The organism is Streptomyces sp. NPDC087845 (assembly GCF_044742755.1).
Classification (GTDB): Bacteria; Actinomycetota; Actinomycetes; order Streptomycetales; family Streptomycetaceae; genus Streptomyces.
On the sequence record NZ_JBIUVC010000001.1, the window covers coordinates 682,346 to 701,405 of the forward strand.

22 protein-coding genes and 3 tRNA genes are annotated in these 19,060 nt (G+C 71.2%); 6 read left to right on the forward strand and 19 right to left on the reverse strand.

Features of this window, described 5'->3' with window-relative positions; genetic code table 11:
• Positions 1–66: 66 nt before the first annotated feature.
• The 3 genes from rpmG to ACIOMQ_RS03130 form a co-directional block, all read right to left on the reverse strand.
• On the reverse strand, positions 67–231 hold the full coding sequence (gene rpmG / locus ACIOMQ_RS03120) for a 50S ribosomal protein L33 (protein WP_003956487.1): 165 nt from the start codon (positions 229–231) through the stop codon (positions 67–69).
• A gap of 89 nt (positions 232–320) precedes the next feature.
• A tRNA-Met gene (locus ACIOMQ_RS03125) sits at positions 321–393 on the reverse strand.
• 45 nt (positions 394–438) lie between these two features.
• A tRNA-Thr gene (locus ACIOMQ_RS03130) sits at positions 439–511 on the reverse strand.
• Between the two features lie 343 nt (positions 512–854).
• Here ACIOMQ_RS03130 and ACIOMQ_RS03135 point away from each other — a divergent pair.
• Both ACIOMQ_RS03135 and ACIOMQ_RS03140 read left to right on the forward strand, forming a co-directional pair.
• Entirely contained in the window at positions 855–2,162 is a 1,308-nt protein-coding gene (locus tag ACIOMQ_RS03135) for an amidohydrolase family protein (RefSeq protein WP_401753602.1), read from the forward strand.
• 34 nt (positions 2,163–2,196) lie between these two features.
• Positions 2,197–2,853: an SDR family oxidoreductase gene (locus ACIOMQ_RS03140; RefSeq protein ID WP_362195863.1), complete on the forward strand. Its 657-nt coding sequence runs from the start codon at positions 2,197–2,199 to the stop codon at positions 2,851–2,853.
• 59 nt (positions 2,854–2,912) lie between these two features.
• Here ACIOMQ_RS03140 and ACIOMQ_RS03145 read toward each other — a convergent pair whose 3' ends face one another.
• The gene (locus ACIOMQ_RS03145) at positions 2,913–3,362 is read right to left on the reverse strand and encodes a DUF523 domain-containing protein (protein ID WP_362195860.1); all 450 of its coding nucleotides are present in this window, start codon (positions 3,360–3,362) and stop codon (positions 2,913–2,915) included.
• 75 nt (positions 3,363–3,437) lie between these two features.
• Positions 3,438–3,519 (reverse strand) — tRNA-Tyr (locus ACIOMQ_RS03150).
• A 214-nt stretch (positions 3,520–3,733) separates the two neighbouring features.
• Here ACIOMQ_RS03150 and ACIOMQ_RS03155 point away from each other — a divergent pair.
• The 3 genes from ACIOMQ_RS03155 to ACIOMQ_RS03165 all read left to right on the forward strand — a co-directional run bounded on the left by ACIOMQ_RS03155 (position 3,734) and on the right by ACIOMQ_RS03165 (position 5,605).
• On the forward strand, positions 3,734–4,222 hold the full coding sequence (locus ACIOMQ_RS03155) for a YajQ family cyclic di-GMP-binding protein (RefSeq protein ID WP_362195857.1): 489 nt from the start codon (positions 3,734–3,736) through the stop codon (positions 4,220–4,222).
• 197 nt (positions 4,223–4,419) lie between these two features.
• Positions 4,420–4,929: a methylated-DNA--[protein]-cysteine S-methyltransferase gene (locus ACIOMQ_RS03160; RefSeq protein WP_401937147.1), complete on the forward strand. Its 510-nt coding sequence runs from the start codon at positions 4,420–4,422 to the stop codon at positions 4,927–4,929.
• Position 4,930: 1 nt separating this feature from the next.
• Positions 4,931–5,605, forward strand: a complete 675-nt coding sequence (locus ACIOMQ_RS03165) for an alpha-ketoglutarate-dependent dioxygenase AlkB family protein (protein WP_401263197.1) — start codon at positions 4,931–4,933, stop codon at positions 5,603–5,605.
• Positions 5,606–5,611: 6 nt separating this feature from the next.
• On the opposite strand, the gene ACIOMQ_RS03170 is transcribed toward ACIOMQ_RS03165, so the two are convergent.
• Positions 5,612–5,884 carry a GlsB/YeaQ/YmgE family stress response membrane protein gene (locus tag ACIOMQ_RS03170; protein ID WP_362195848.1) on the reverse strand — a complete coding sequence of 91 codons (273 nt, stop codon included), beginning with the start codon at positions 5,882–5,884 and terminating at the stop codon, positions 5,612–5,614.
• Positions 5,885–6,011: 127 nt separating this feature from the next.
• The gene (locus ACIOMQ_RS03175; protein WP_402187929.1) at positions 6,012–6,482 is read right to left on the reverse strand and encodes an SMI1/KNR4 family protein; all 471 of its coding nucleotides are present in this window, start codon (positions 6,480–6,482) and stop codon (positions 6,012–6,014) included.
• Between the two features lie 307 nt (positions 6,483–6,789).
• Between ACIOMQ_RS03175 and ACIOMQ_RS03180 the strand changes: the two genes are divergently transcribed.
• Entirely contained in the window at positions 6,790–7,191 is a 402-nt protein-coding gene (locus tag ACIOMQ_RS03180; protein ID WP_401753610.1) for a YccF domain-containing protein, read from the forward strand.
• A 117-nt stretch (positions 7,192–7,308) separates the two neighbouring features.
• Here the strand turns inward: ACIOMQ_RS03180 and htpX are convergent, their stop codons facing one another.
• The 12 genes from htpX to ACIOMQ_RS03240 form a co-directional block, all read right to left on the reverse strand.
• On the reverse strand, positions 7,309–8,172 hold the full coding sequence (gene htpX, locus ACIOMQ_RS03185) for a zinc metalloprotease HtpX (RefSeq protein ID WP_362195839.1): 864 nt from the start codon (positions 8,170–8,172) through the stop codon (positions 7,309–7,311).
• Positions 8,173–8,423: 251 nt separating this feature from the next.
• The gene (gene mscL, locus ACIOMQ_RS03190) at positions 8,424–8,882 is read right to left on the reverse strand and encodes a large conductance mechanosensitive channel protein MscL (protein ID WP_362195836.1); all 459 of its coding nucleotides are present in this window, start codon (positions 8,880–8,882) and stop codon (positions 8,424–8,426) included.
• A gap of 97 nt (positions 8,883–8,979) precedes the next feature.
• The gene (locus ACIOMQ_RS03195; RefSeq protein WP_402187704.1) at positions 8,980–10,569 is read right to left on the reverse strand and encodes an NADH-quinone oxidoreductase subunit N; all 1,590 of its coding nucleotides are present in this window, start codon (positions 10,567–10,569) and stop codon (positions 8,980–8,982) included.
• Entirely contained in the window at positions 10,566–12,116 is a 1,551-nt protein-coding gene (locus ACIOMQ_RS03200) for a NuoM family protein (RefSeq protein WP_401753614.1), read from the reverse strand. The genes ACIOMQ_RS03195 and ACIOMQ_RS03200 overlap by 4 nt, the downstream gene beginning before the upstream one ends.
• 27 nt (positions 12,117–12,143) lie before the next feature.
• Positions 12,144–14,144 (reverse strand): NADH-quinone oxidoreductase subunit L, encoded by a 2,001-nt coding sequence (locus ACIOMQ_RS03205; RefSeq protein ID WP_401263189.1) that lies wholly within the window; start codon positions 14,142–14,144, stop codon positions 12,144–12,146.
• The gene (gene nuoK, locus ACIOMQ_RS03210) at positions 14,141–14,563 is read right to left on the reverse strand and encodes an NADH-quinone oxidoreductase subunit NuoK (protein WP_362195824.1); all 423 of its coding nucleotides are present in this window, start codon (positions 14,561–14,563) and stop codon (positions 14,141–14,143) included. The genes ACIOMQ_RS03205 and nuoK overlap by 4 nt, the downstream gene beginning before the upstream one ends.
• The gene (locus tag ACIOMQ_RS03215) at positions 14,563–15,126 is read right to left on the reverse strand and encodes an NADH-quinone oxidoreductase subunit J (protein ID WP_401263187.1); all 564 of its coding nucleotides are present in this window, start codon (positions 15,124–15,126) and stop codon (positions 14,563–14,565) included. Before ACIOMQ_RS03215 ends, nuoK begins: the two co-directional genes overlap by 1 nt.
• Positions 15,123–15,752: a NuoI/complex I 23 kDa subunit family protein gene (locus ACIOMQ_RS03220; protein WP_402187707.1), complete on the reverse strand. Its 630-nt coding sequence runs from the start codon at positions 15,750–15,752 to the stop codon at positions 15,123–15,125. The genes ACIOMQ_RS03215 and ACIOMQ_RS03220 overlap by 4 nt, the downstream gene beginning before the upstream one ends.
• On the reverse strand, positions 15,752–16,720 hold the full coding sequence (locus ACIOMQ_RS03225) for a complex I subunit 1 family protein (protein WP_362195815.1): 969 nt from the start codon (positions 16,718–16,720) through the stop codon (positions 15,752–15,754). Before ACIOMQ_RS03225 ends, ACIOMQ_RS03220 begins: the two co-directional genes overlap by 1 nt.
• A complete protein-coding gene (locus ACIOMQ_RS03230; RefSeq protein ID WP_402187709.1) occupies positions 16,717–17,907 on the reverse strand; it encodes an NADH-quinone oxidoreductase subunit C in 1,191 nt (396 codons plus the stop codon). The genes ACIOMQ_RS03225 and ACIOMQ_RS03230 overlap by 4 nt, the downstream gene beginning before the upstream one ends.
• On the reverse strand, positions 17,904–18,584 hold the full coding sequence (nuoB, locus tag ACIOMQ_RS03235; protein ID WP_362195809.1) for an NADH-quinone oxidoreductase subunit NuoB: 681 nt from the start codon (positions 18,582–18,584) through the stop codon (positions 17,904–17,906). Before nuoB ends, ACIOMQ_RS03230 begins: the two co-directional genes overlap by 4 nt.
• The gene (locus ACIOMQ_RS03240) at positions 18,575–18,976 is read right to left on the reverse strand and encodes an NADH-quinone oxidoreductase subunit A (protein WP_037689408.1); all 402 of its coding nucleotides are present in this window, start codon (positions 18,974–18,976) and stop codon (positions 18,575–18,577) included. Before ACIOMQ_RS03240 ends, nuoB begins: the two co-directional genes overlap by 10 nt.
• Positions 18,977–19,060 lie beyond the last annotated feature (84 nt).

Here is a 19,060-nt window from a genome sequence, read left to right on the forward strand (position 1 = left end):
ACAACAGCCCCCATACAACGACACGAGGCCGCCCCCAGTGGGGACGGCCTCGTGTACGAGCCTGTTTCAGCGCGTTTCGCGGTGCGCAGTGTGCGAGTTGCAGCGCGGGCAGTGCTTCTTCATCTCAAGACGGTCCGGGTTGTTACGCCGGTTCTTCTTGGTGATGTAGTTCCGCTCCTTGCACTCCACGCAGGCCAGCGTGATCTTCGGGCGGACGTCGGTGGCAGCCACGTGAGTGCTCCTTGGACGGACGGATGGACGGATGAACGCAAAAAAGAGTAGCCGATCGAAGGACCGACCCCACAATCGGCTACCGTAAGTAGCGGTGACCGGACTTGAACCGGTGACACAGCGATTATGAGCCGCTTGCTCTACCGACTGAGCTACACCGCTTTGATGACGAGTCCCCCCGCCGAAGCGGGGTTTCCCGATCACCAGAGCCCCAATGCGGAATCGAACCGCAGACCTTCTCCTTACCATGGAGACGCTCTACCGACTGAGCTATTGGGGCGAGCGATGAAGACATTACACGGTTGGTCGCCGATCGCCCAAATCCGTTTCGAGGCCCCGTCCGGCGCCCGTGATCGACGCCCCGCCAACCCCTTGATCAGCCGCCTTCCACCCGCCCGCCGGCCGCCCTCCACCCCGCCCATCAGCGGCCTTGCGGTCCGCCTCCAGCCGCTCGAAGAGAGCCACGGCCGCACCAGACGCTGCGACCCCGGCCGTACACCCGTGCCCCGGTTACCCCCCAGGGCCACGCCGGTACGACTATTTCGCTCCTCCTCGAACCGGACCGAACACGCCCCTAGGCTCGTCTCACTCTGCGTGATCTTGTATCCCTTCCCAGGAGCGCGATGCCCGACAGCCAGCCGCGGCAGCCGGACGACCACGCCGCCGACGCGGCCGACGCGACCAGCAGCCACGACACCGCCGCCACCGCCGAGACCGGCACCCTGGTGCTCTGCGGCGCGCGTCTCACCGACGGCCGCATCGTGGACGTACGGCTCGGCGGCGGCCGCATCGAGGCCGTCGGCACCGCGGGAAGCCTGACCGCACCCGGCCCGCGGGTGGACCTGCGCGGCTATCTGCTGCTCCCCGCCCCGGCCGAACCCCACGCCCACAGCGACACCGCGCTCACCGCCGGCGGCGCGGGCCCCGACAGCGCCCCGGGACCCGTCTCGCACCGCCCCGAGGACATCCAGCGCCGCGCCACCGAGGCCGCCCTGCTGCAGCTCGGCCACGGCGCCACCGCACTGCGCGCACACGTGCGGATCGGTTCCGTCCAGGGCCTCGCCTCCCTCGAAGCCGTGCTGCAGGCGCGAAGTTCGCTGCGCGGACTCGTCGAACTGACCCCGGTCGCCGTGCCCCGCCTGCTCACCGGCGTCGCGGGCGCCGACAACCTGGCCATGCTGCGTGAGGCGGTGAAGACGGGGGCCTGCGCGGTCGGCGGCTGCCCCGACCTCGATCCGGACCCGGCGGGGTACGCGGAAGCCGTCCTGGAGATCGCCGCCGAACAGGGCTGCCCCGTCGACCTGCACACGGACGGTGCCGATCCGGCCCGGCTCGGGCGGCTGGCCGCCATGGCCGGCGGGCTGCGGACCGGCGTCTGCGTCGGCCCGTGCGCCGGCCTCTCCCGGCTGCCCTCCCAGGCCGCGGCCCGGACCGCCGACCAGCTCGCCGCGGCCGGGGTGACGGTCGTCTGCCTCCCCCAGGGCGGCTGCTGCGGGGTGGAGGGCCGGGGCACCGCCCCCGTACGGCTGCTGCGTGCGGCCGGTGTGCCGATCGCGGCGGGCAGCGGGGCGCTGCGGGACATCGCGAACCCGGTGGGGCGCGGGGATCCGCTGGAGGCCGCCTACCTGCTGGCCTCGCAGAGCGGGATGCCCGCCGACGAGGCGTACGAGGCGGTGTCGTCGGTCGCGCGGAAGGCGATGGGGCTGCCGGGGATCCGGGTCGAGGCGGGCTTCCCGGCCGAGTTGCTCGCCGTACGCGGGGAGCAGCTCTCGGGCGTGCTGTCGCTCGCCTACAGCCGGATCGTGGTGCATCGCGGCCGGGTGGTGGCGCGGACGAGCGCGGTGCGCGAGTACTGCGACTCGGAGACCGTCGTCGCCCTCGGCCTGCCCCGCCAGGGACGGCCGGACTCCGGCCGCTGCGGCGGTCCCTGAGCGCGGCGGCCCGCCGCGGCGTACGGTCGGGACCATGCGCATTGTCATCGCAGGTGGACATGGTCAGATCGCGCTGCGGCTGGAGCGGCTGCTCGCCGCGCGCGGGGATGAGGCCGTGGGCGTCATCCGCAATCCGGAACAGAGCGGGGACCTCCGGGCGGCGGGGGCCGAACCGGTCGTCCTGGATCTCGAATCGGCCTCCGTGGAGGAGGTGGCCCAGGTGCTGCGCGGCGCCGACGCGGCGGTCTTCGCGGCCGGCGCGGGCCCGAACAGCGGCCCGGCGCGCAAGGAGACGGTGGATCGCGGCGCGGCGGTGCTGTTCGCGGACGCGGCCGAACGGGCGGGGGTGCGGCGTTGTGTCGTGGTCTCGTCGATGGGCGCCGACGCCGACCGCCCGGGCGACGAGGTCTTCGACGCGTACCTGCGGGCGAAGGGCTCCGCGGACGCGTACGTGCGCTCCAGGAGCGCACTCGACTGGACGATCCTGCGCCCCGGGATGCTGACGGACGACGCGGGCACGGGGATGGTCCTCCTGACCGCCTCGACCGGCCGCGGCCCGGTGCCGCGCGACGATGTGGCGGCCGCACTGCTGGAGCTGCTGGACACCCCGGCGACGGCCGGGCTGACGCTGGAGCTCATCTCGGGGAACGTGCCGGTGTCGGTCGCGGTGAAGGACGTGGCGGGGAACTGAGCCGTTCCCCGGGCGGTCCGGCCGGTGGTCACGGCAAGCGGACCGCCGCCCCTGCCCGGTCAGCCGCGCGGTGCCGGGCGGACCGGGATGCCGTGGCGTTCCAGCAGGGCGGCGGTGACGCCGTCGCCCTCGCGGAGCTCGCCCGTGAACGTCCCGTCATAGACCGTGCCGCGCCCGCAGGAGGGGCTGCGCGGCATCAGCAGCGCCTCGGTGCACCCGGACCGCCGTGCGGCGTCCAGCGCCCGCCGGGCGCCGTCCACGAACTCCCGCGTCACATCGCGTCCGGTGTCGTCGACGACGCGGGCGCGGCCGTCCAGCACGTCGTGGCCGTCGCCGCCGACGATCTCGGCGGGGCGGCGCGGGGTGGGCAGTCCGGCGGCGACCTCGGGGCAGAAGGCGACGGGGCGGCGGTCCGCGACGGCCTCGGCCACGGCGGCGGATTCCTTCCCCCGGCCGTCGAAGCGGCAGGGCACACCACTCAGACAGGCGCTGACCAGCACGGATTCCATGTTCACGCCCCTCGCGGCAGAGACCCGCAGCAGAAACAAAGAAGGCCCCTGTCCTAGGACAGGGGCCTTGCCATGTGGCGGCGCCAGGGTTCGAACCTGGGTAGGCTGAGCCGGCAGATTTACAGTCTGCTCCCTTTGGCCACTCGGGCACACCGCCAGGGATTGCTGCCGTGAGAACCGCTTTTCGGCGGCGCTCCGTGGCAACGACGTAAACGATACCTGATGCCCAGGGGTGCTACGCCACTGGATTGATCAGCGGCCCGATCGGGCGCGGGTGGCTAGGCTTTGACCGGCGGCGCGGGGCCGGCAGGCCCGCAACCGCCCGTATGCACCCCGATTCCCAGCACCCCCGATACAAGGAGCCACACGTCATGGCCGACTCCAGTTTCGACATCGTCTCGAAGGTCGAGCGGCAGGAGGTCGACAACGCCCTCAACCAGGCCGCCAAGGAAATCTCGCAGCGTTACGACTTCAAGGGCACCGGCGCCTCGATCTCCTGGTCCGGCGAGAAGATCCTGATGGAGGCGAACGGCGAGGAGCGGGTCAAGGCGATCCTCGACATCTTCCAGTCCAAGCTGATCAAGCGCGGCATCTCGCTGAAGTCGCTGGACGCGGGCGAGCCGCAGCTGTCCGGCAAGGAGTACAAGATCTTCGCCACGATCGAGGAAGGCATCTCCCAGGAGAACGCCAAGAAGGTGGCGAAGATCATTCGCGACGAGGGCCCGAAGGGCGTCAAGGCGCAGGTCCAGGGCGACGAGCTGCGGGTCAGCTCGAAGAGCCGGGACGACCTGCAGGCCGTACAGGCGCTGCTGAAGGGCAAGGACTTCGACTTCGCCGTGCAGTTCGCGAACTACCGGTAGCTCCCGGGCGGTTCCCCGGCCGGTCCCGCGCCTCGCGGGTGCGGGGTGGTGCGGAGCGGGAGGCGCCGCTCCGCCCCGCACGCCGGATGCGACGTCCGAATACCGCCGGTCGCGGCGGTGCCGGGGACGCAGACTTGACCGTGCCGGACGACGATCCCGCCGATTTCCGGCAGAACGGGCAAGGAGAGGGACGAGTCATGACCATGTACGCAACGGTCGACAGCCCGCTGGGTGAACTGCTGCTGGTCGGCGAGGAAGACACCGGCGCCGCCGGAGGGGTCGCGCTCGCCTCGCTCTCGCTGCCCGGCCAGAAGGGTGCCGCGGTCGTCCAGGACGGATGGACCCGCGCGCCGGAGGCCTTCGCGGGAATCGCCGCACAGCTGCGGGAGTACTTCGAGGGGCGGCTGACCCGGTTCGACCTCGTGTACGCGGACGGCCGGGGCACCGACTTCCAGCGCCGGGTCTGGGCGGCGCTGGACTCCGTCCCGTACGGGGAGACCGTGTCCTACGGCCGGATCGCCGAACGGATCGGCATGCCCGGGGCGGGCGTGCGGGCCGTGGGGACGGCGATCGGGCGCAATCCGCTGCTGATCGTGCGGCCGTGCCACCGGGTGATCGGCGCGGACGGGGCCCTGCGGGGTTACGCGGGCGGTCTGGAGTGCAAGGAACGGCTTCTGGGGCTGGAAGGCGCCCTGGCGGTGCGCTGACATGTCCGGGCTCTTTCCGCGGCCGCGGGCCGTCATCGCGCCGGGGGCCGTGCACGTGCCCGAGTGGCTGCCGCCCGAGCGCCAACGGGAGTTGGTGGCCGCCTGCCGGGAATGGGCGCGGGGGCCCGTACCGCTGCGGCACACGGTGCTGCCGGGCGGCGGAGTGATGTCCGTCCGGACGGTCTGCCTGGGATGGCACTGGCAGCCGTACCGGTACTCGCGCACGGCCGACGATGTGAACGGCGCCCGGGTCGCGGAATTCCCCGGCTGGCTGGCGGAGTTGGGACGTCAGGCGCTGGCCGAGGCGTACCGGGAAGAGGGGCCGGTCCCGGCGTATGCGCCGGACACCGCCCTCATCAACTTCTACGACGACGCGGCGCGGATGGGCATGCACCAGGACAAGGAGGAGCGGTCCGGTGCTCCGGTCGTGTCGCTCAGCATCGGTGACAGCTGCGTCTTCCGCTTCGGGAACACGGAGAACCGCGGAAAGCCGTACACGGACGTGGAGTTGGCCTCCGGCGACCTGTTCGTCTTCGGCGGGCCCTCGCGTTTCGCCTTCCACGGCGTGGTCGGGATCCGCCCGGGGACGGCGGATCCTGCGACGGGGATGCGCCGCGGCCGGCTCAACCTGACGCTGCGCGAGACCGGGCTGGACGCCCCGGGCCCCGGGCGCTGACGGACGTCAGCGACGTTCGCGCGAGTTCCCGAAAAGCAGTCGGTAGGCGATCAGCAGGACCAGCGAACCACCGATGGCCGCGAGCCAAGTGGCCGTGTCGTAGAAGTCGTTGGAGATGGGGCGGTCGAGGAAACGCGACGATATCCAGCCACCGAGAAAGGCGCCGACGATCCCGATGAGGGTGGTGCCGATCAGGCCGCCCGGGTCGCGGCCCGGGAGCAGGACCTTGGCGATGGCGCCGGCAAGCAGTCCGAGAATGATCCAACCAATAATGCTCATGCGTGCGAACCTACCCGTCAATCGTTCCTGGAATCCAAGACGTCCCTGCCGGTCGGACGGTTGCGTGCGTGGCCCGCGGTCCGGAGCCCGCGGTGCGCGGGCAAGCCGTGCCCCGCTCGCCCATGGGTCATGCGCGGGCGCTGAAATCCGGCCAGGGCGCCATCTCGGCCCCTTCGTCCTCGGAGTCCTCGCAGTACCACGCGGTGCCGTCCAGCCAGCCGCGGAGCCACTGGGCGAGGTCGGGCTGGTCCACATACCAGGCGCGCTCCGGCTCGTCGGCGTTCGGCTCGAAGAGCAGCACCGTGGTGTGCTCGCTGCGGCAGTCCACGCAGGAGTACATCCCGCACCCCAGGCTGCATATCGGCAGTACGCCCTCCGGCCACGGCCACTCGCCGTCCTCGGTCGCGGCCCGGCGGTGGGCGAGATACCGCCCGACGACGGACTCCTCCCCGTCCGGGGCCCGGTCGTCGATCAACGGCAGCAGGCCGTACTCCGGTCCGAAGCCGCCGTTGGCGACCCGGGTGTACAGGGCGGTGAGCAGTGGGGGCAGGGGGAAACCGAGGGCGGCTTCGGCCCGTTCGACGGCCTCGGCGGGCAGCGGGGCGGGGAGGGGGGCCCCTCCCGGCGCGGGGCGGTGTGCGCGGTCTTCTCCGCGGCTGCCAGCAACTGCTCGGTGTCGTTCATGGGTTCATGGTGGACGGCGGCACTGACAATCCCCGTCGGCGCGGGTGCCGGGACCGTCGGCGCGGGTACCGGGACCGTCGGCGCGGGTACCGGGACCGTCGGCGCGGGTACCGGGACCGTGGGCGGCCTCTCCCGCCCCCTCGGGTTCCGGCTCTCGGCGTCCGGGCCTGATACTGGCATGGAGCAGGGCCGGCGGACGAGCGAGACGGAGCGCAGTGATCATGAAGCCTCTACAGTTGATCCTCAACATCCTGTGGGTGGTGTTCTGCGGCTTCTGGATGGCTCTCGGCTACGCGGTCGCGGCACTCATCTGCTTCATCCTCATCGTGACCATTCCCTTCGGCATCGCCTCGATGAGGATCGCGGGGTACGTCCTGTGGCCGTTCGGCCGGACGACCGTGGAGCGGCCCGACGCGGGGGCGCCCTCGTGCGTGGGCAACGTGATCTGGCTCGTCTTCGCCGGATGGTGGCTGGCGCTGGGGCACCTGCTCACGAGCATCCCGCTGTTCCTGTCGATCATCGGCATCCCCTTCGGCTGGGCGAACCTGAAGATGATCCCCATCTCCCTCATGCCGCTGGGGCGAGATGTCGTCACGACCGACGAGGCGTTCGGAGCCCGGTGACGCCGCAGGTCTCGCGCCGGCGGTGACGCCGCAGGTCTCGTGCCTGCCGGGCCGCCGGGCCGGCGGCCGGGGATCCCCGCGGCCGGGGATCCCGGTTCGCCCCTCCCCCGGCCGTCTTCACGGCCGATGACCTGCCATCTGCTCCAGTCGGGCGATGCGCTCCGCCATCGGCGGGTGAGTCGAGAACATCTTGGACATCCCCTGGCCGGGGCGGAAGGGGTTCGCGATCATCATGTGACTCGCGGTCTCGATCCTCGGCTCGGGAGGCAGCGGGAGCTGTTTCGTTCCTGCGTCGAGTTTTCGCAGGGCACTGGCGAGGGCCAGCGGGTCGCCGGTCAGCTGGGCGCCCGAGGCGTCGGCCTGGTACTCGCGGGAGCGGCTCACGGCCAGTTGGATGATGGAGGCCGCCAGCGGGCCGAGGATCATGATCATCAGCATGCCCAGGAGGCCGGGGCCCTCGTCGTCGTTGGACCGGCCGACCGGAATCAGCCAGGCGAAGTTGACCAGGAACATGACGACGGAGGCGAGCGCTCCGGCGACGGACGAGATCAGGATGTCGCGGTTGTAGACATGGCTCAGCTCGTGGCCGAGGACGCCGCGCAGCTCTCGCTCGTCCAGGATCTGGAGGATGCCCTCGGTGCAGCAGACCGCCGCGTTGCGCGGGTTGCGGCCGGTGGCGAAGGCGTTGGGGGCCTGGGTCGGGGAGATGTAGAGCCGGGGCATCGGCTGGCGGGCGGCCGTCGAGAGCTCGCGGACCATGCGGTAGAGCTGTGGCGCCTCGAATTCGCTGACGGGGCGGGCACGCATGGCCCTGAGCGCCAGCTTGTCGCTGTTCCAGTACGCGTAGGCGTTGGTGCCGACGGCTACGAGGAGCGCGACGATCAGGCCCGTACGTCCGAAGAAGCTTCCGATGACGATGATGAGTGCGGACAAGCCCCCGAGGAGTACGGCGGTTTTCAGCCCGTTGTGCCGGCGGTGCACGGTACGCCCTCCAAGTGGTGCGGCAGGGGAACCCTTTGCTTGGTGGTCTCCACTCCCCCAGTGGAGCCTCCCGTACAGGTCAACGCCAGGCGAGGAGAGCTAGTTCCCTTGTGTGCGCGGCCGCGGGGCAGGGCCTGCCCGGCGCCGACGGCCCAATCGGGCTCTGGGCCGAACGGGTCAGGGCCTGTCCGGCCGTGATTCGCCGGGCAGGCCCCGAGGGGCTGCGCGCTGAGCCGTCCGGGCCGGACCGCTCAGCGCTGGGCGGGAAGTCCGGCGACGGCGAGGGCCTCGGGGTCCGGCTTGATCTCGCTGGTGCAGTGGGCGCAGCGGGAGGCGATGGCCGGGATCTCGGTGTAGCAGCGGGGGCAGTCGCGCAGGGCGGCCTTGATGTCGACCTTCTCCTCCGCCTTGGAGAAACGGTTCTGGACCTTCGCCATGGGGACGACGACGCCGAAGTAGAGCACCGCGGCCGTGATCAGGAAGGCGATGGCGGCGGCCAGGAACTTCCCGTACGGGAAGATGGCGCCCTCGACCGAGAACTGCGCCGAGCTGAAGTCGCCGACGGAGCCGGTGGCGAGGCCGATCAGCGGGGTGATGAAGGCGGTGCTGAATCCGGTGACGACTGCGGTGAACGCGGCTCCGACGGCCAGCCCGATGGCCATGGAGATGACGTTTCCGCGCAGGATGAAGTCCTTGAACCCGTTCAGCACTGCTCTGGCTCCTCTGGGATGTGGGTGCGTGTGTGGGGATGTGCGGGCATGACCTTGCCCTGTGCGGACCGTCCCGGGCAAACCGATCTTGAGTACGTCAGAAGAGATTCACGGCGGCGAACCGGAGGATCGTCTGCGGAGCGCCGGAGAGTACGACGCCGACGACCGCGGTGAGCGCGATCGCGAGGGTGACGGGCGTCGCGGCGTGGTGCCTGGTGGGGGCGGGTGCGGCGGCGTCCGCGGGCGCGGCCTCGTCCGCCGGGGCACGCGCCGGGGCCTCTTCGGGGGCGCGGAAGAGCGTCGCGGTCCACCCCAGGTAGTAGTAGAGCGCGATCACCACGTTGACGGCCATGACGACCGCGAGCCAGCCGAGTCCCGCGTCGACGGCCGCGGAGAAGACCGTGACCTTGGCGAAGAGGCCGACGATGCCGGGCGGCAGACCGGCCAGGCAGAGCAGGAAGAACGCCATCGCGAGGGCGGTGAGGGGGCGGGTGGCGTACAGGCCGCGGTAGTCGGAGATCCGGTTCCCGGGATTCGTACGGGCGACGAGGGCGGCCACCGCGAAGGCGCCGAGGTTCACGACGGCGTACATGAGGGCGTACGCGACCGTCGAGCCGATGTGTTCGTCGCTGGAGTACGCGGCGGCGGCGATCGGCACCAGGAGGTAGCCGGCCTGGGCGACGGACGACCAGGCGAGCAGGCGTACGGCGCTGCGGACGCGGGTGGCGCTCTGGCGCAGGGCGGCGACGTTGCCGATCGTCATGGTGAGTGCGGCGAGGACGGCGAGGGCCGGTCCCCAGACGTCCGCGTACGCCGGGAACGCGATCACGGTGACGAGGATGAGGCCGGAGAAGCCGACGGCCTTCCCGACGACCGAGAGGTAGGCGGCGACCGGCAGGGGGGCGCCGACGTAGGTGTCGGGCACCCAGAAGTGGAAGGGCGCGGCGGCCGTCTTGAAGGCGAAGCCGACCAGGGTGAGGACGACGCCCGTCCGGGCGAGGGTGTCGAGCTGTCCCGGTACGTCGTCGAGCCGGGCGGCGATCTCCGTGAGGTGCAGGGTGCCGGTGGTCGCGTACACGAAGCTGACGCCGAGCAGCATGACGGCGGTGGCGACGACGGAGGAGAGGAAGAATTTCAGCGCGGCCTCGGAGGACCGCCGGTCGCCGCGCTTGATGCCGACGAGGGCGAAGGCGGGCAGCGAGGCGACTTCGAGGGCGACGACGAGGGTGGCGAGGTCGCGGGCGGCCGGCAGGAGCGCGGCGCCCGAAGCGGAGGAGAGCAGCAGGAACCAGAACTCGCCGGCGGGGAGTCTGCGGGTGTCCCCGAGGGAGAGCAGGGCGGTCAGCAGGGCGCCGCCGAGTACGAGGGCCTGGATGACGAGGGCGAAGTGGTCGGCGGTGTAGCTGCAGGCCCCGGTGGTACCGGTGCCGGTGGTGGCCGCGGTCAGGCAGAAGGTGGAGTGGTCGCCCGCGCGCAGCGGGACGAGGAGGGCGAGTCCGGCGACAAGTCCGGCCATGGTGAGCCAGCCGAGGAGCGGCTTGCGTTCCGCGGGGAGGAAGAGGTCGGCGACCAGGACGATCAGGGCGACGGCCGCCACCACGACCGGGGGCGCGATCGCGAGCCAGTCGATGGTCTGGACGAGGCTGGTGGTGCTGTCGGCCGCTGTGGTGACGACGGCTGAGGTCACGACTTGCCTCCTGCGAGGAGCTTCTGCACGGCCGGGTCGGTGAGGCCGAGGAGGACGGCGGGCCACAGGCCGGCGAGGACGGTGAGGGCGACGAGCGGGGTCCAGGCGGCGAATTCGTACGTCTGGACGTCGGCGAACCGCTGCGGCTCCTCGCGCTTCTCGCCCATGCAGACGCGGCGTACGACGATCAGCATGTACGCGGCGGTGAGCAGGGTGCCGAACGCGGCGATCGACATGAAGGTGAGGAAGGCGGGGCGGCTGAGTCCGTCGGCGGGGTCGAAGGAGCCGAACAGGGCGAGCATCTCTCCCCAGAACCCGGCGAGCCCGGGCAGGCCCAGGGAGGCGACGGCCGCGAACGCGAGGAGGCCGCCGAGGCGGGGGGCCCGGCCGTAGAGCGCGGCTCCGGTGGCGCCGGAGAGGGTGTCGAGGTCCGCGGTGCCGTACCGGTCCTTGACCGCGCCGACCAGGAAGAACAGCAGGCCGGTGATGAGGCCGTGGGCGATGTTGGCGAAGAGCGCGCCGTTGACTCCGGTGGGGGTCATGCTCGCGATGCCGAGGAGCACGAAGCCCATGTGGCCGACGGAGGAGTACGCGATCAGGCGCTTGAGGTCGCCCTTGGAGCCGGGGCGTGCCAGCGCCAGGCAGGCGAGCGATCCGTAGACGATGCCGACCACCGCGAAGGCGGCGAGGTAGGGCGCGAAGGTGTGCATGCCGTCGGGGGTGATGGGGAGCAGGATGCGGACGAATCCGTACGTACCCATCTTCAGCAGGACGCCCGCGAGCAGGACCGAGCCGACGGTCGGGGCGGCGGTGTGGGCGTCCGGGAGCCAGCTGTGCAGCGGCCACATCGGGGTCTTCACGGCGAGCCCGACGCCGATCGCCAGAACGGCGATGACCTGCACGGACGAGGTGAGCCCACGGCCGTTGTCAGTGGCGAGTGCCACCATGTCGAAGGTGCCGCTCTTCAGTCCGATGAGGAGCAGGCCCAGCAGCATGACGACCGAGCCGAGCAGTGTGTAGAGGATGAACTTCCAGGCGGCGGCCTGCTTCTGCGCACCGCCCCAGCGGGCGATGAGGAAGTACATCGGGATGAGCACCATCTCGAACGCCAGGAAGAACAGCAGCAGATCGAGGACGGCGAAGGTCGCGAGAGTGCCGGACTCCAGGACGAGGACGAGTGCGACGAAGGCCTTCGGGGAGGGGCCCGCGGGCAGCTTGAAGTAGCTGTAGAGCGCGCAGAGGAAGGTCAGCAGCGCGGTCAGTACGAGAAGGGGGAGCGAGATGCCGTCGATGCCGAGGTGGATGCGGACGTCGAGCGCCGGGATCCAGCTGATGTCGGTGGTGGCCTGCATCTTCGACGGGTGGTCGTGGTCGAAGCCCGCGGCGAGGACGATCGTGGCGACGAGGATCGCACCGGTGACGGTCACACCGTGGCGGAGCACGGCCTGCTCGGGGCTGCTGCCCTTCAGCCCGGGCGGGGCCGGCAGCAGAGCTGCCACGGCCCCGAGGAGCGGGGCGACGACGATGAACGCGAGAAGGAACTGCATCACGGATTCACTGATATCGATCACGGCTCACGACCCGGCGTTGACGTTGGCAAAAACGACGGCGGCGATCGCCAGGACCAGCGAACCGGCGAGCAGTGCGCTGAGGTAGGTCTGCACATTGCCCGTCTGGGCGCGGCGGACGGCGGTGCCGAGCCAGCGTGCGCCGGTGCCGGAGCCGCGTACGTAGGTGTCGACGACCTCTCGGTCCAGGAAGCGGACGAGGCTCGCCGCGGCTTGGACGGGGTGGACGAACAGGGCCGTGTACAGGGCGTCGAGGTGGAAGCCCGCGGCGGCGTGGCGGTGGAGCGGGCCGAGCAGCAGGCGGCCGGGGTCGGCCGGGTCGGGGGCGTCCCCGTAGCTGCCGTAGGCGGCGGTGTGCGCCGACATGGCCTGGGCCTCGACGAGGGCGGGTTCGGCCTCGGGGTGGGCCACGACCGTGCCCGCGGGCGTACGGGCGGCGAGGGCCGAGGTGTGGCGCCAGGCACCGTAGGTGACGAGGCCGCCGACGAGGCCGGCGCCCGTGGAGAGGACGGCCGTGGTCAGGGACGGCGTGAGGCTGTGGCCGTCGAACCAGTCGGTGATCGCGCCGACGGTCAGTCCGAAGGCGATGGTGGGGACGGCGAGGACCCAGAGGACGGCGGTCATCGCGACGGGCTGCCTGCCGTGGTCGGGTGCCTCGGCGCCGCGGCCCCGGAAGGCGAGGAGCCACAGCCGGATGGCGTACGCGGCGGTGAGGACGGCGGCCAGCAGCCCGGCGACGAGGACGGTCCAGCCGGCGGCGGCCGGGGCGACGTGCCGGTCCCCGAATGCGGTGTGTTCGGCGGCGACGAGGACGGCTTCCTTGGAGAAGAAGCCGGCGAACGGCGGGATGGCGGCGAGCGCGAGGAGGGCGACGGTCATCGTCCAGTAGGCGTCCGGGATGCGCTTCGCCAGGCCGCCCATGCGGGACATGGCGGCCAGCGAGTTGGTTCCGGCGGCGTGGATGACGACGCCCGCGGCGAGGAAGAGGACGGCCTTGAACGCGCCGTGCGAGAGGAGGTGGAAGACGGCGGCCCCGCGGTCGCCGACGGCGAGGGCGCCGGACATGTAGCCGAGCTGGCCGATCGTCGAGTACGCGAGGACGCGCTTGATGTCGTCCTGGGCGAGGGCGGCGATCCCCGACCCGATCATCGTGACCGCCGCCATCACGGCGAGGACGACGAGGGCCGCGCCCGACTGGGCGAAGACGGGAAGGAGCCGGGCCACGAAGTAGATGCCGGCGGCGACCATCGTCGCGGCGTGGATCAGCGCGGAGACGGGGGTGGGGCCGGCCATCGCGTCGGGCAGCCAGGTGTGCAGGGGGAACTGCGCGGACTTGCCCGCGACACCCGCGAGGAGCAGCAGGGCGATGAGGGTGGGGTGGTCCAGGCCGCCGTTCGCGACGGCGCCCAGGATGCGGGTGATGCGGAACGAGCCGGTGTCGGCGGCGAGTGCGAACAGCCCGATCAGGAAGGGGACGTCGCCGAGCTTGGTGACCAGGAATGCCTTGAGGGAGGCGGCGCGGGCCTCGGACGTCTCCCAGTAGTGGCCCACGAGGAAGTACGAGCAGATGCCCATGATCTCCCAGCCGACCAGGAGCACCATCAGGTCGCCGGAGTAGACGACGAGCAGCATCGCGGAGGTGAAGAGGGAGATGAGGGCCGCGTACGAGGGGTAGCGGGGGTCGTCGCGCAGATAGGCGGTCGAGTAGATCTGCACGCAGGTCGCGACGAGCCCGACCAGGACGGCGACGAGGACCGCGAAGCCGTCGAGGTGCAGGGCGAGGTCGATCGGGACGGAGCCGGTGGGGGTGAGCCGGGTCGCCGCGTCGATGGCCCGTCCGCCGCCCTGGCGCGAGGCGACGGCGACGGCGAGCACGAAGGCGGCGAGGGTCGGCAGTACGGCGAGGGGCCGTACGTAACCGGGGGCGGTGCGTCCGAGAAGGAGGCCGGCCGCGGCGCCCAGGAACGGAAGGAGGGGGACGAGGACGGCGAGGGTCGTGGTGGTCACGTGGTGGCCTCTGCCTTCTTTGCCTTCCCTGCCGGAGCAGTGGCCTGGTCTTCGGTGCCTTCGGTCTCGTCGTCCTCATCGGCCTCGTCGCCGGGGAGGGTTTCGGCGGCGTCGGTCTCGGCGGTGTCGCGGAGGCGGTCGATGTCCGAGCTGCCGCGGTTGCGGTAGACGGCGAGGACGATGGCCAGGCCGATGCCGATCTCGGCCGCCGCGACGGCGATGGTGAAGAGGGTGAGGGCCTGGCCGGAGTGCAGGGTGTCGCGGAGCCAGACGTCGAAGGCGACCAGGTTGAGGTTGACGGCGTTGAGCATCAGCTCGACGGACATCAGGACCAGGATCGCGTTGCGGCGGGCGAGCACTCCGTACAGCCCGGTGCAGAAGAGGAGGACGGCGAGCACGGCGGGATAGGCGAGGTGCATCAGCTCTGCTCCTTACCGCGCTTGCGGGACAGGACGATCGCACCGACGAGGGCGGCGAGCAGCAGGACGGAGAGCGCCTCGAACGGCAGCACCCAGTGCCGGAAGAGGAAGGCGCCGGTCACTTCGGTGGAGCCCTGGGCCGGTCCGCCCAGGTCGATCCAGGTGGTGCGGAAGGCGTCGACGACGACCCAGACGAGCGTGCCGGCGGAGGCCACCGCCACGCCGAGGGCTGCCCAGCGGTTGCCCGAATCGGCGTCCGGGGAGCGGCCGATGGGGGCCTTGGTGAGCATCAGCCCGAAGAGAAGGAGGACGACCACGGAACCGACGTAGATCAGTACCTGTACCCAGGCGATGAACTCCGCGGTGAGCAGGAGGTACTCGACGGCGAGCCCGCCGAGCGCCGCGACCAGCCAGAGGGCGGCATGCACCAGCTGCTTGGTCGTGACGGTGACGAGGGCCGCGCCGAAGGTGGCGATGCCGACGAGGACGAAGGCGATCTCGATGCCGGTCGGGGAGAGGAAGCCGGAGTGGGCGGAGTGGGCTGCGGCGGCTGCGAGTGTCACTCCTCCCCCTCTTCCTTCCGGTCCTGCTGGATCTGCTGGGCCGCTCGGGCCTGCTGGGCTTCCTGCGCCTCCTTGGCGCGCTGGGCTTCGAGCTTCTCCGCCGTCTTGCGGGCGGCGGCGATCTCCTTCGGCTCCTCGGCGCCCGGGTCGAGCGCGGGTGGTTCCGGCACCGTCCACATCCATGCGCGGAGCTTGTCGCGCTCGTGGGTGAGTTCGAGGATGTCCGTCTCCGCGTACTCGAACTCCGGTGACCAGAACAGTGCGTCGAAGGGGCACACCTCGATGCAGATACCGCAGTACATGCAGAGCGAGAAGTCGATCGCGAAGCGGTCGAGGACGTTGCGGCTGCGCTCCCGGCCGCCCGGAACCGCGGCGGGCACCGTCTCCTTGTGGGAGTCGATGTAGATGCACCAGTCCGGGCACTCACGGGCGCAGAGCATGCAGACCGTGCAGTTCTCCTCGAACAGGGCGATGACTCCGCGGGACCGGGGCGGGAGCTCCGGCTGGACGTCCGGGTACTGGGCGGTGACCGACTTCCTCGTCATCGTCCGCAGCGTGACGGCCAGGCCCTTGGCCAGACCGGAGCCGGGGATGCGGGGCGAGGAGGGCGGGAGCGACGCGGTCATCAGTTGATCGCCACCTTCACGATGCCGGTGAGCGCGATCTGCGCGAGGGCGAGCGGGATGAGCGTGGTCCAGGCGAGCTTCTGGAGCTGGTCCTCGCGCAGCCGCGGGTAGCTCACGCGCAGCCAGATGATGACGAAGGCGAGGGCCGCGGTCTTGAGGAGCGTCCAGACCCAGCCGAGTCCGTCGGCGCCGAACGGGCCGTGCCAGCCGCCGAGGAAGAGGACGGTGGTCAGTCCGCACAGCACGACGATGCCGGCGTACTCGGCGAGCAGGAACAGCGCGAAGCGGAGGCCGGTGTACTCGGTGTACGCACCGAAGATGATCTCCGAGTCGGCGATCGGCATGTCGAACGGCGGGCGTTGCAGCTCGGCGAGTCCGGCCACGAAGAAGACCAGGGCGCCGACGATCTGCCAGGGCAGCCACCACCACTCGAAGGCGTTGAGGATGCCCGGGAGGGAGACGGTGCCGGCCGCCATCGCGACGGAGGCGGCGGCGAGCAGCATCGGCAGTTCGTACGCGAGCAGCTGGGCGGCGGTACGCAGGCCCCCGAGCAGGGAGAACTTGTTGGCCGAGGCCCAGCCCGCCATGAGCGAGCCGAGCACTCCGACGCCCATCACGGCGAGCACGAAGAAGATGCCCGCGTCGACGACCTGGCCGACCGCGCCCTCGCTCGGACCGATCGGGATGGCGACGAGCACGAGGAGGTACGGGAGCAGCGCGACGGCCGGTGCGAGCTGGAAGATACGGCGGTCGGCCCCGGCCGGGACGATGTCTTCCTTCTGCGCGAACTTCACACCGTCGGCGACGAGCTGGGCCCAGCCGTGGAAGCCGCCCGCGTACATGGGTCCGAGGCGGCCCTGCATGTGGGCCATCACCTTGTGCTCGGTCTGTCCCACGACGAGGGGGAGGACCATGAACACGGCGAAGACGATGACGAGCCGGAGGGCGACGTCGAGTACGTCGTTCACGCGGTATCGCCTCCGGCGGGGCGGTCGGGGGTTTCGGTTTCGGTTTCGGACTGCTCGGGAGCGGCGGGCGAGGGCGGGGTGCCGGGCTGCTCCGGGGCGCCTGGGGTGCCTGAGGTGTCCGGAGCATCCGGGGCGCCTGGGGCGTCCGTCGTGCCGCGTGGCTGAGAGGCATCTGGGGTGCCAGAGGTACCGGGGGTGCCAGAGGTACCAGGCGCACCGGAGGTACCCGGCGCACCCGGTACCGCGGGCGGTTCGGGGGTGGTGTCGAAAGCCGGGCGGGCGTGGTGCCAGGGAGCATCGGTGCTTCCGGTGCTCGGCTCCGCCGCCCCCGCCCCGGTGCTCGGCTCCGTACCCGTACCCGTGGTCGGCTTCGGCGCTTCGCGCTGCTGGCTCGCCGAGCCCTGGGAGGCGCTGCGGGTGCGGCGCGGGGGTGCGGGAGGCGTGGTCTCGGCTCCGGCTGCCGGTGCGGCTGCCTCCGCCCGCTGGCCGGCCGAGCCCTCGCTCGCGCTCCGGGTACGGCGTACCGGGCGGTCGCCCGCCGCGCGTGCGGCGCGCGCCGGGCGGGACGGGGCGGGCGGGAGCTGGCCCTTCAAGGGGCCCCATTCGTTCGGGTCGGGGACGCCGGGCGGCAGCATCGTGCGCCGCTTCGGGCCGCCGTGCTCCGACTCGCCCGGCTCCTTCGCGCCCGGCCAGGCCTTCGCGACGCGTGCCGCCAGGACGAAGTCCTTGCGCAGCGGGTGGCCCTCGAAGCCCTCGGGCAGCAGCAGCGGCACCAGATGCGGGTGGCCCTCGAAGCCGATGCCGAACATCTCGTGCGTCTCGCGTTCGTGCCAGGCGGCGCCCGCGTAGATGTCGATGGCGGTGGGGAGGACGGCCGCCTCGTGCGGCACGGTCGTACGGATCAGCAGGCGGCGGATCCTGCCCTCGGCCAGGGCCGCGACGTGCGCGCAGACCCGGAAGCCGGTACCCGGTTCGTCGACCGCGCTCAGCCAGTCGAAATAGGTGCAGCCCAGCCGGTCGCGGGCCGTTTCGAGGGCGGCGGTCCAGGAGGCGGCCGGTACGTCGACGGTCAGCAGGTCGTACGCGTACGCGGCGGTCGCCTCCGCGCCGAAGAACTCGGCGGCGGCGTCCGGCAGGCGGTCGTAGTCGTAGGCGTCGTCGGCGGCGCCGACAGGGGTGCCGGTCATGCGCGGTCCTCCCCCGGTGCCGGCGGGGCGGCGACCAGGCCGCTGCGCAGTGCGGTGGTGGAGGGACGGCTGTCGCCGCCCGTCGCGTACCGGTCGCCCAGCGACTCGCGGGCGATCTTCTCCTGGAGCTTGAGGATGCCCTGGAGGAGCGCCTCCGGCCGGGGCGGGCAGCCGGGTACGTAGACATCGACCGGAATGATCTGGTCGACGCCCTTCGTCACGGAGTACGAGTCCCAGTAGGGGCCGCCGCAGTTGGAGCAGGCGCCGAAGGAGATGACGTACTTGGGCTCGGGCATCTGCTCGTACAGCCGCTTCACGGCCGGAGCCATCTTGTCCGTCACCGTGCCGGAGACGATCATGAGGTCGGCCTGGCGCGGGCCGGGGGCGAAGGGGATCACGCCGAGCCGGATGAAGTCGTGCCGGGCCATGGAGGCGGCGATGAATTCGATGGCGCAGCAGGCGAGCCCGAAGTTGAAGACCCAGAGGCTGTAGCGGCGGCCCCAGTTCAGGACCACCTTCATCGGCTCGGGAGCCAGGCGCGACAGGACGCCGAGCCGCTTGGGCTCCGGCAGGAACGTCGGAGCGGGCTGCGGTTCGGATCCCGCCCCGGGCTCCTGCTCCGGTCCCGGCTGCGTCGTGGGCCGGTGCTCGGGGGGCAGAGCGCTCGTCACGTCCATTCGAGGACGCCCTTCTTCCATGCGTAGAGCAGTCCTACGGCCAGGAAACCGAGGAAGATGAACATCTCCACCAGAGTCGTCGCCCCGTATCCGGGTGCGGCGAATACGGTCGCCCACGGGAACAGGAAGATCGAGTCGACGGCGAAGATCACGTACAGGAAGGCATAGACGTAATAACGGACCTGGGTATGTGCCCATCCTTCACCCACCGGGTCCACGCCGCACTCGTACGTCAGGAGCTTTTCCGGCGTGGGAACCACGGGGCGCAGCAGCCGGCCCGCCCCGAAGGCGACGGCGACGAACAGCACGCCGATCACGGCGAGCAGTCCGACCACGGAATAGCTGTGGAAATAGTCCGACGCGAGAACGGTCGATTCCGGCAGGTCCGCCACGTCCGCCCCTCGCTCTCTCAAACCCGTTCGACGATCTGTACGCACGGGAGTCTAGGCCCTGTTAAAGAGAGGGTAAGCAGCCGC

What these genes read in the sequence shown, in the direction of transcription:
- ACIOMQ_RS03135 (WP_401753602.1), top strand. Translation starts at nt 855, where the DNA reads ATGCCCGACAGCCAGCCGCGGCAGCCGGACGACCACGCCGCCGACGCG.
- ACIOMQ_RS03140 (WP_362195863.1), top strand. Translation starts at nt 2,197, where the DNA reads ATGCGCATTGTCATCGCAGGTGGACATGGTCAGATCGCGCTGCGGCTG.
- ACIOMQ_RS03145 (WP_362195860.1), bottom strand. Translation starts at nt 3,362, where the DNA reads ATGGAATCCGTGCTGGTCAGCGCCTGTCTGAGTGGTGTGCCCTGCCGC.
- ACIOMQ_RS03155 (WP_362195857.1), top strand. Translation starts at nt 3,734, where the DNA reads ATGGCCGACTCCAGTTTCGACATCGTCTCGAAGGTCGAGCGGCAGGAG.
- ACIOMQ_RS03160 (WP_401937147.1), top strand. Translation starts at nt 4,420, where the DNA reads ATGACCATGTACGCAACGGTCGACAGCCCGCTGGGTGAACTGCTGCTG.
- ACIOMQ_RS03165 (WP_401263197.1), top strand. Translation starts at nt 4,931, where the DNA reads ATGTCCGGGCTCTTTCCGCGGCCGCGGGCCGTCATCGCGCCGGGGGCC.
- ACIOMQ_RS03170 (WP_362195848.1), bottom strand. Translation starts at nt 5,884, where the DNA reads ATGAGCATTATTGGTTGGATCATTCTCGGACTGCTTGCCGGCGCCATC.
- ACIOMQ_RS03180 (WP_401753610.1), top strand. Translation starts at nt 6,790, where the DNA reads ATGAAGCCTCTACAGTTGATCCTCAACATCCTGTGGGTGGTGTTCTGC.
- ACIOMQ_RS03200 (WP_401753614.1), bottom strand. Translation starts at nt 12,116, where the DNA reads ATGCAGTTCCTTCTCGCGTTCATCGTCGTCGCCCCGCTCCTCGGGGCC.
- nuoK (WP_362195824.1), bottom strand. Translation starts at nt 14,563, where the DNA reads ATGCACCTCGCCTATCCCGCCGTGCTCGCCGTCCTCCTCTTCTGCACC.
- ACIOMQ_RS03220 (WP_402187707.1), bottom strand. Translation starts at nt 15,752, where the DNA reads ATGACCGCGTCGCTCCCGCCCTCCTCGCCCCGCATCCCCGGCTCCGGT.
- ACIOMQ_RS03230 (WP_402187709.1), bottom strand. Translation starts at nt 17,907, where the DNA reads ATGACCGGCACCCCTGTCGGCGCCGCCGACGACGCCTACGACTACGAC.
- nuoB (WP_362195809.1), bottom strand. Translation starts at nt 18,584, where the DNA reads ATGGACGTGACGAGCGCTCTGCCCCCCGAGCACCGGCCCACGACGCAG.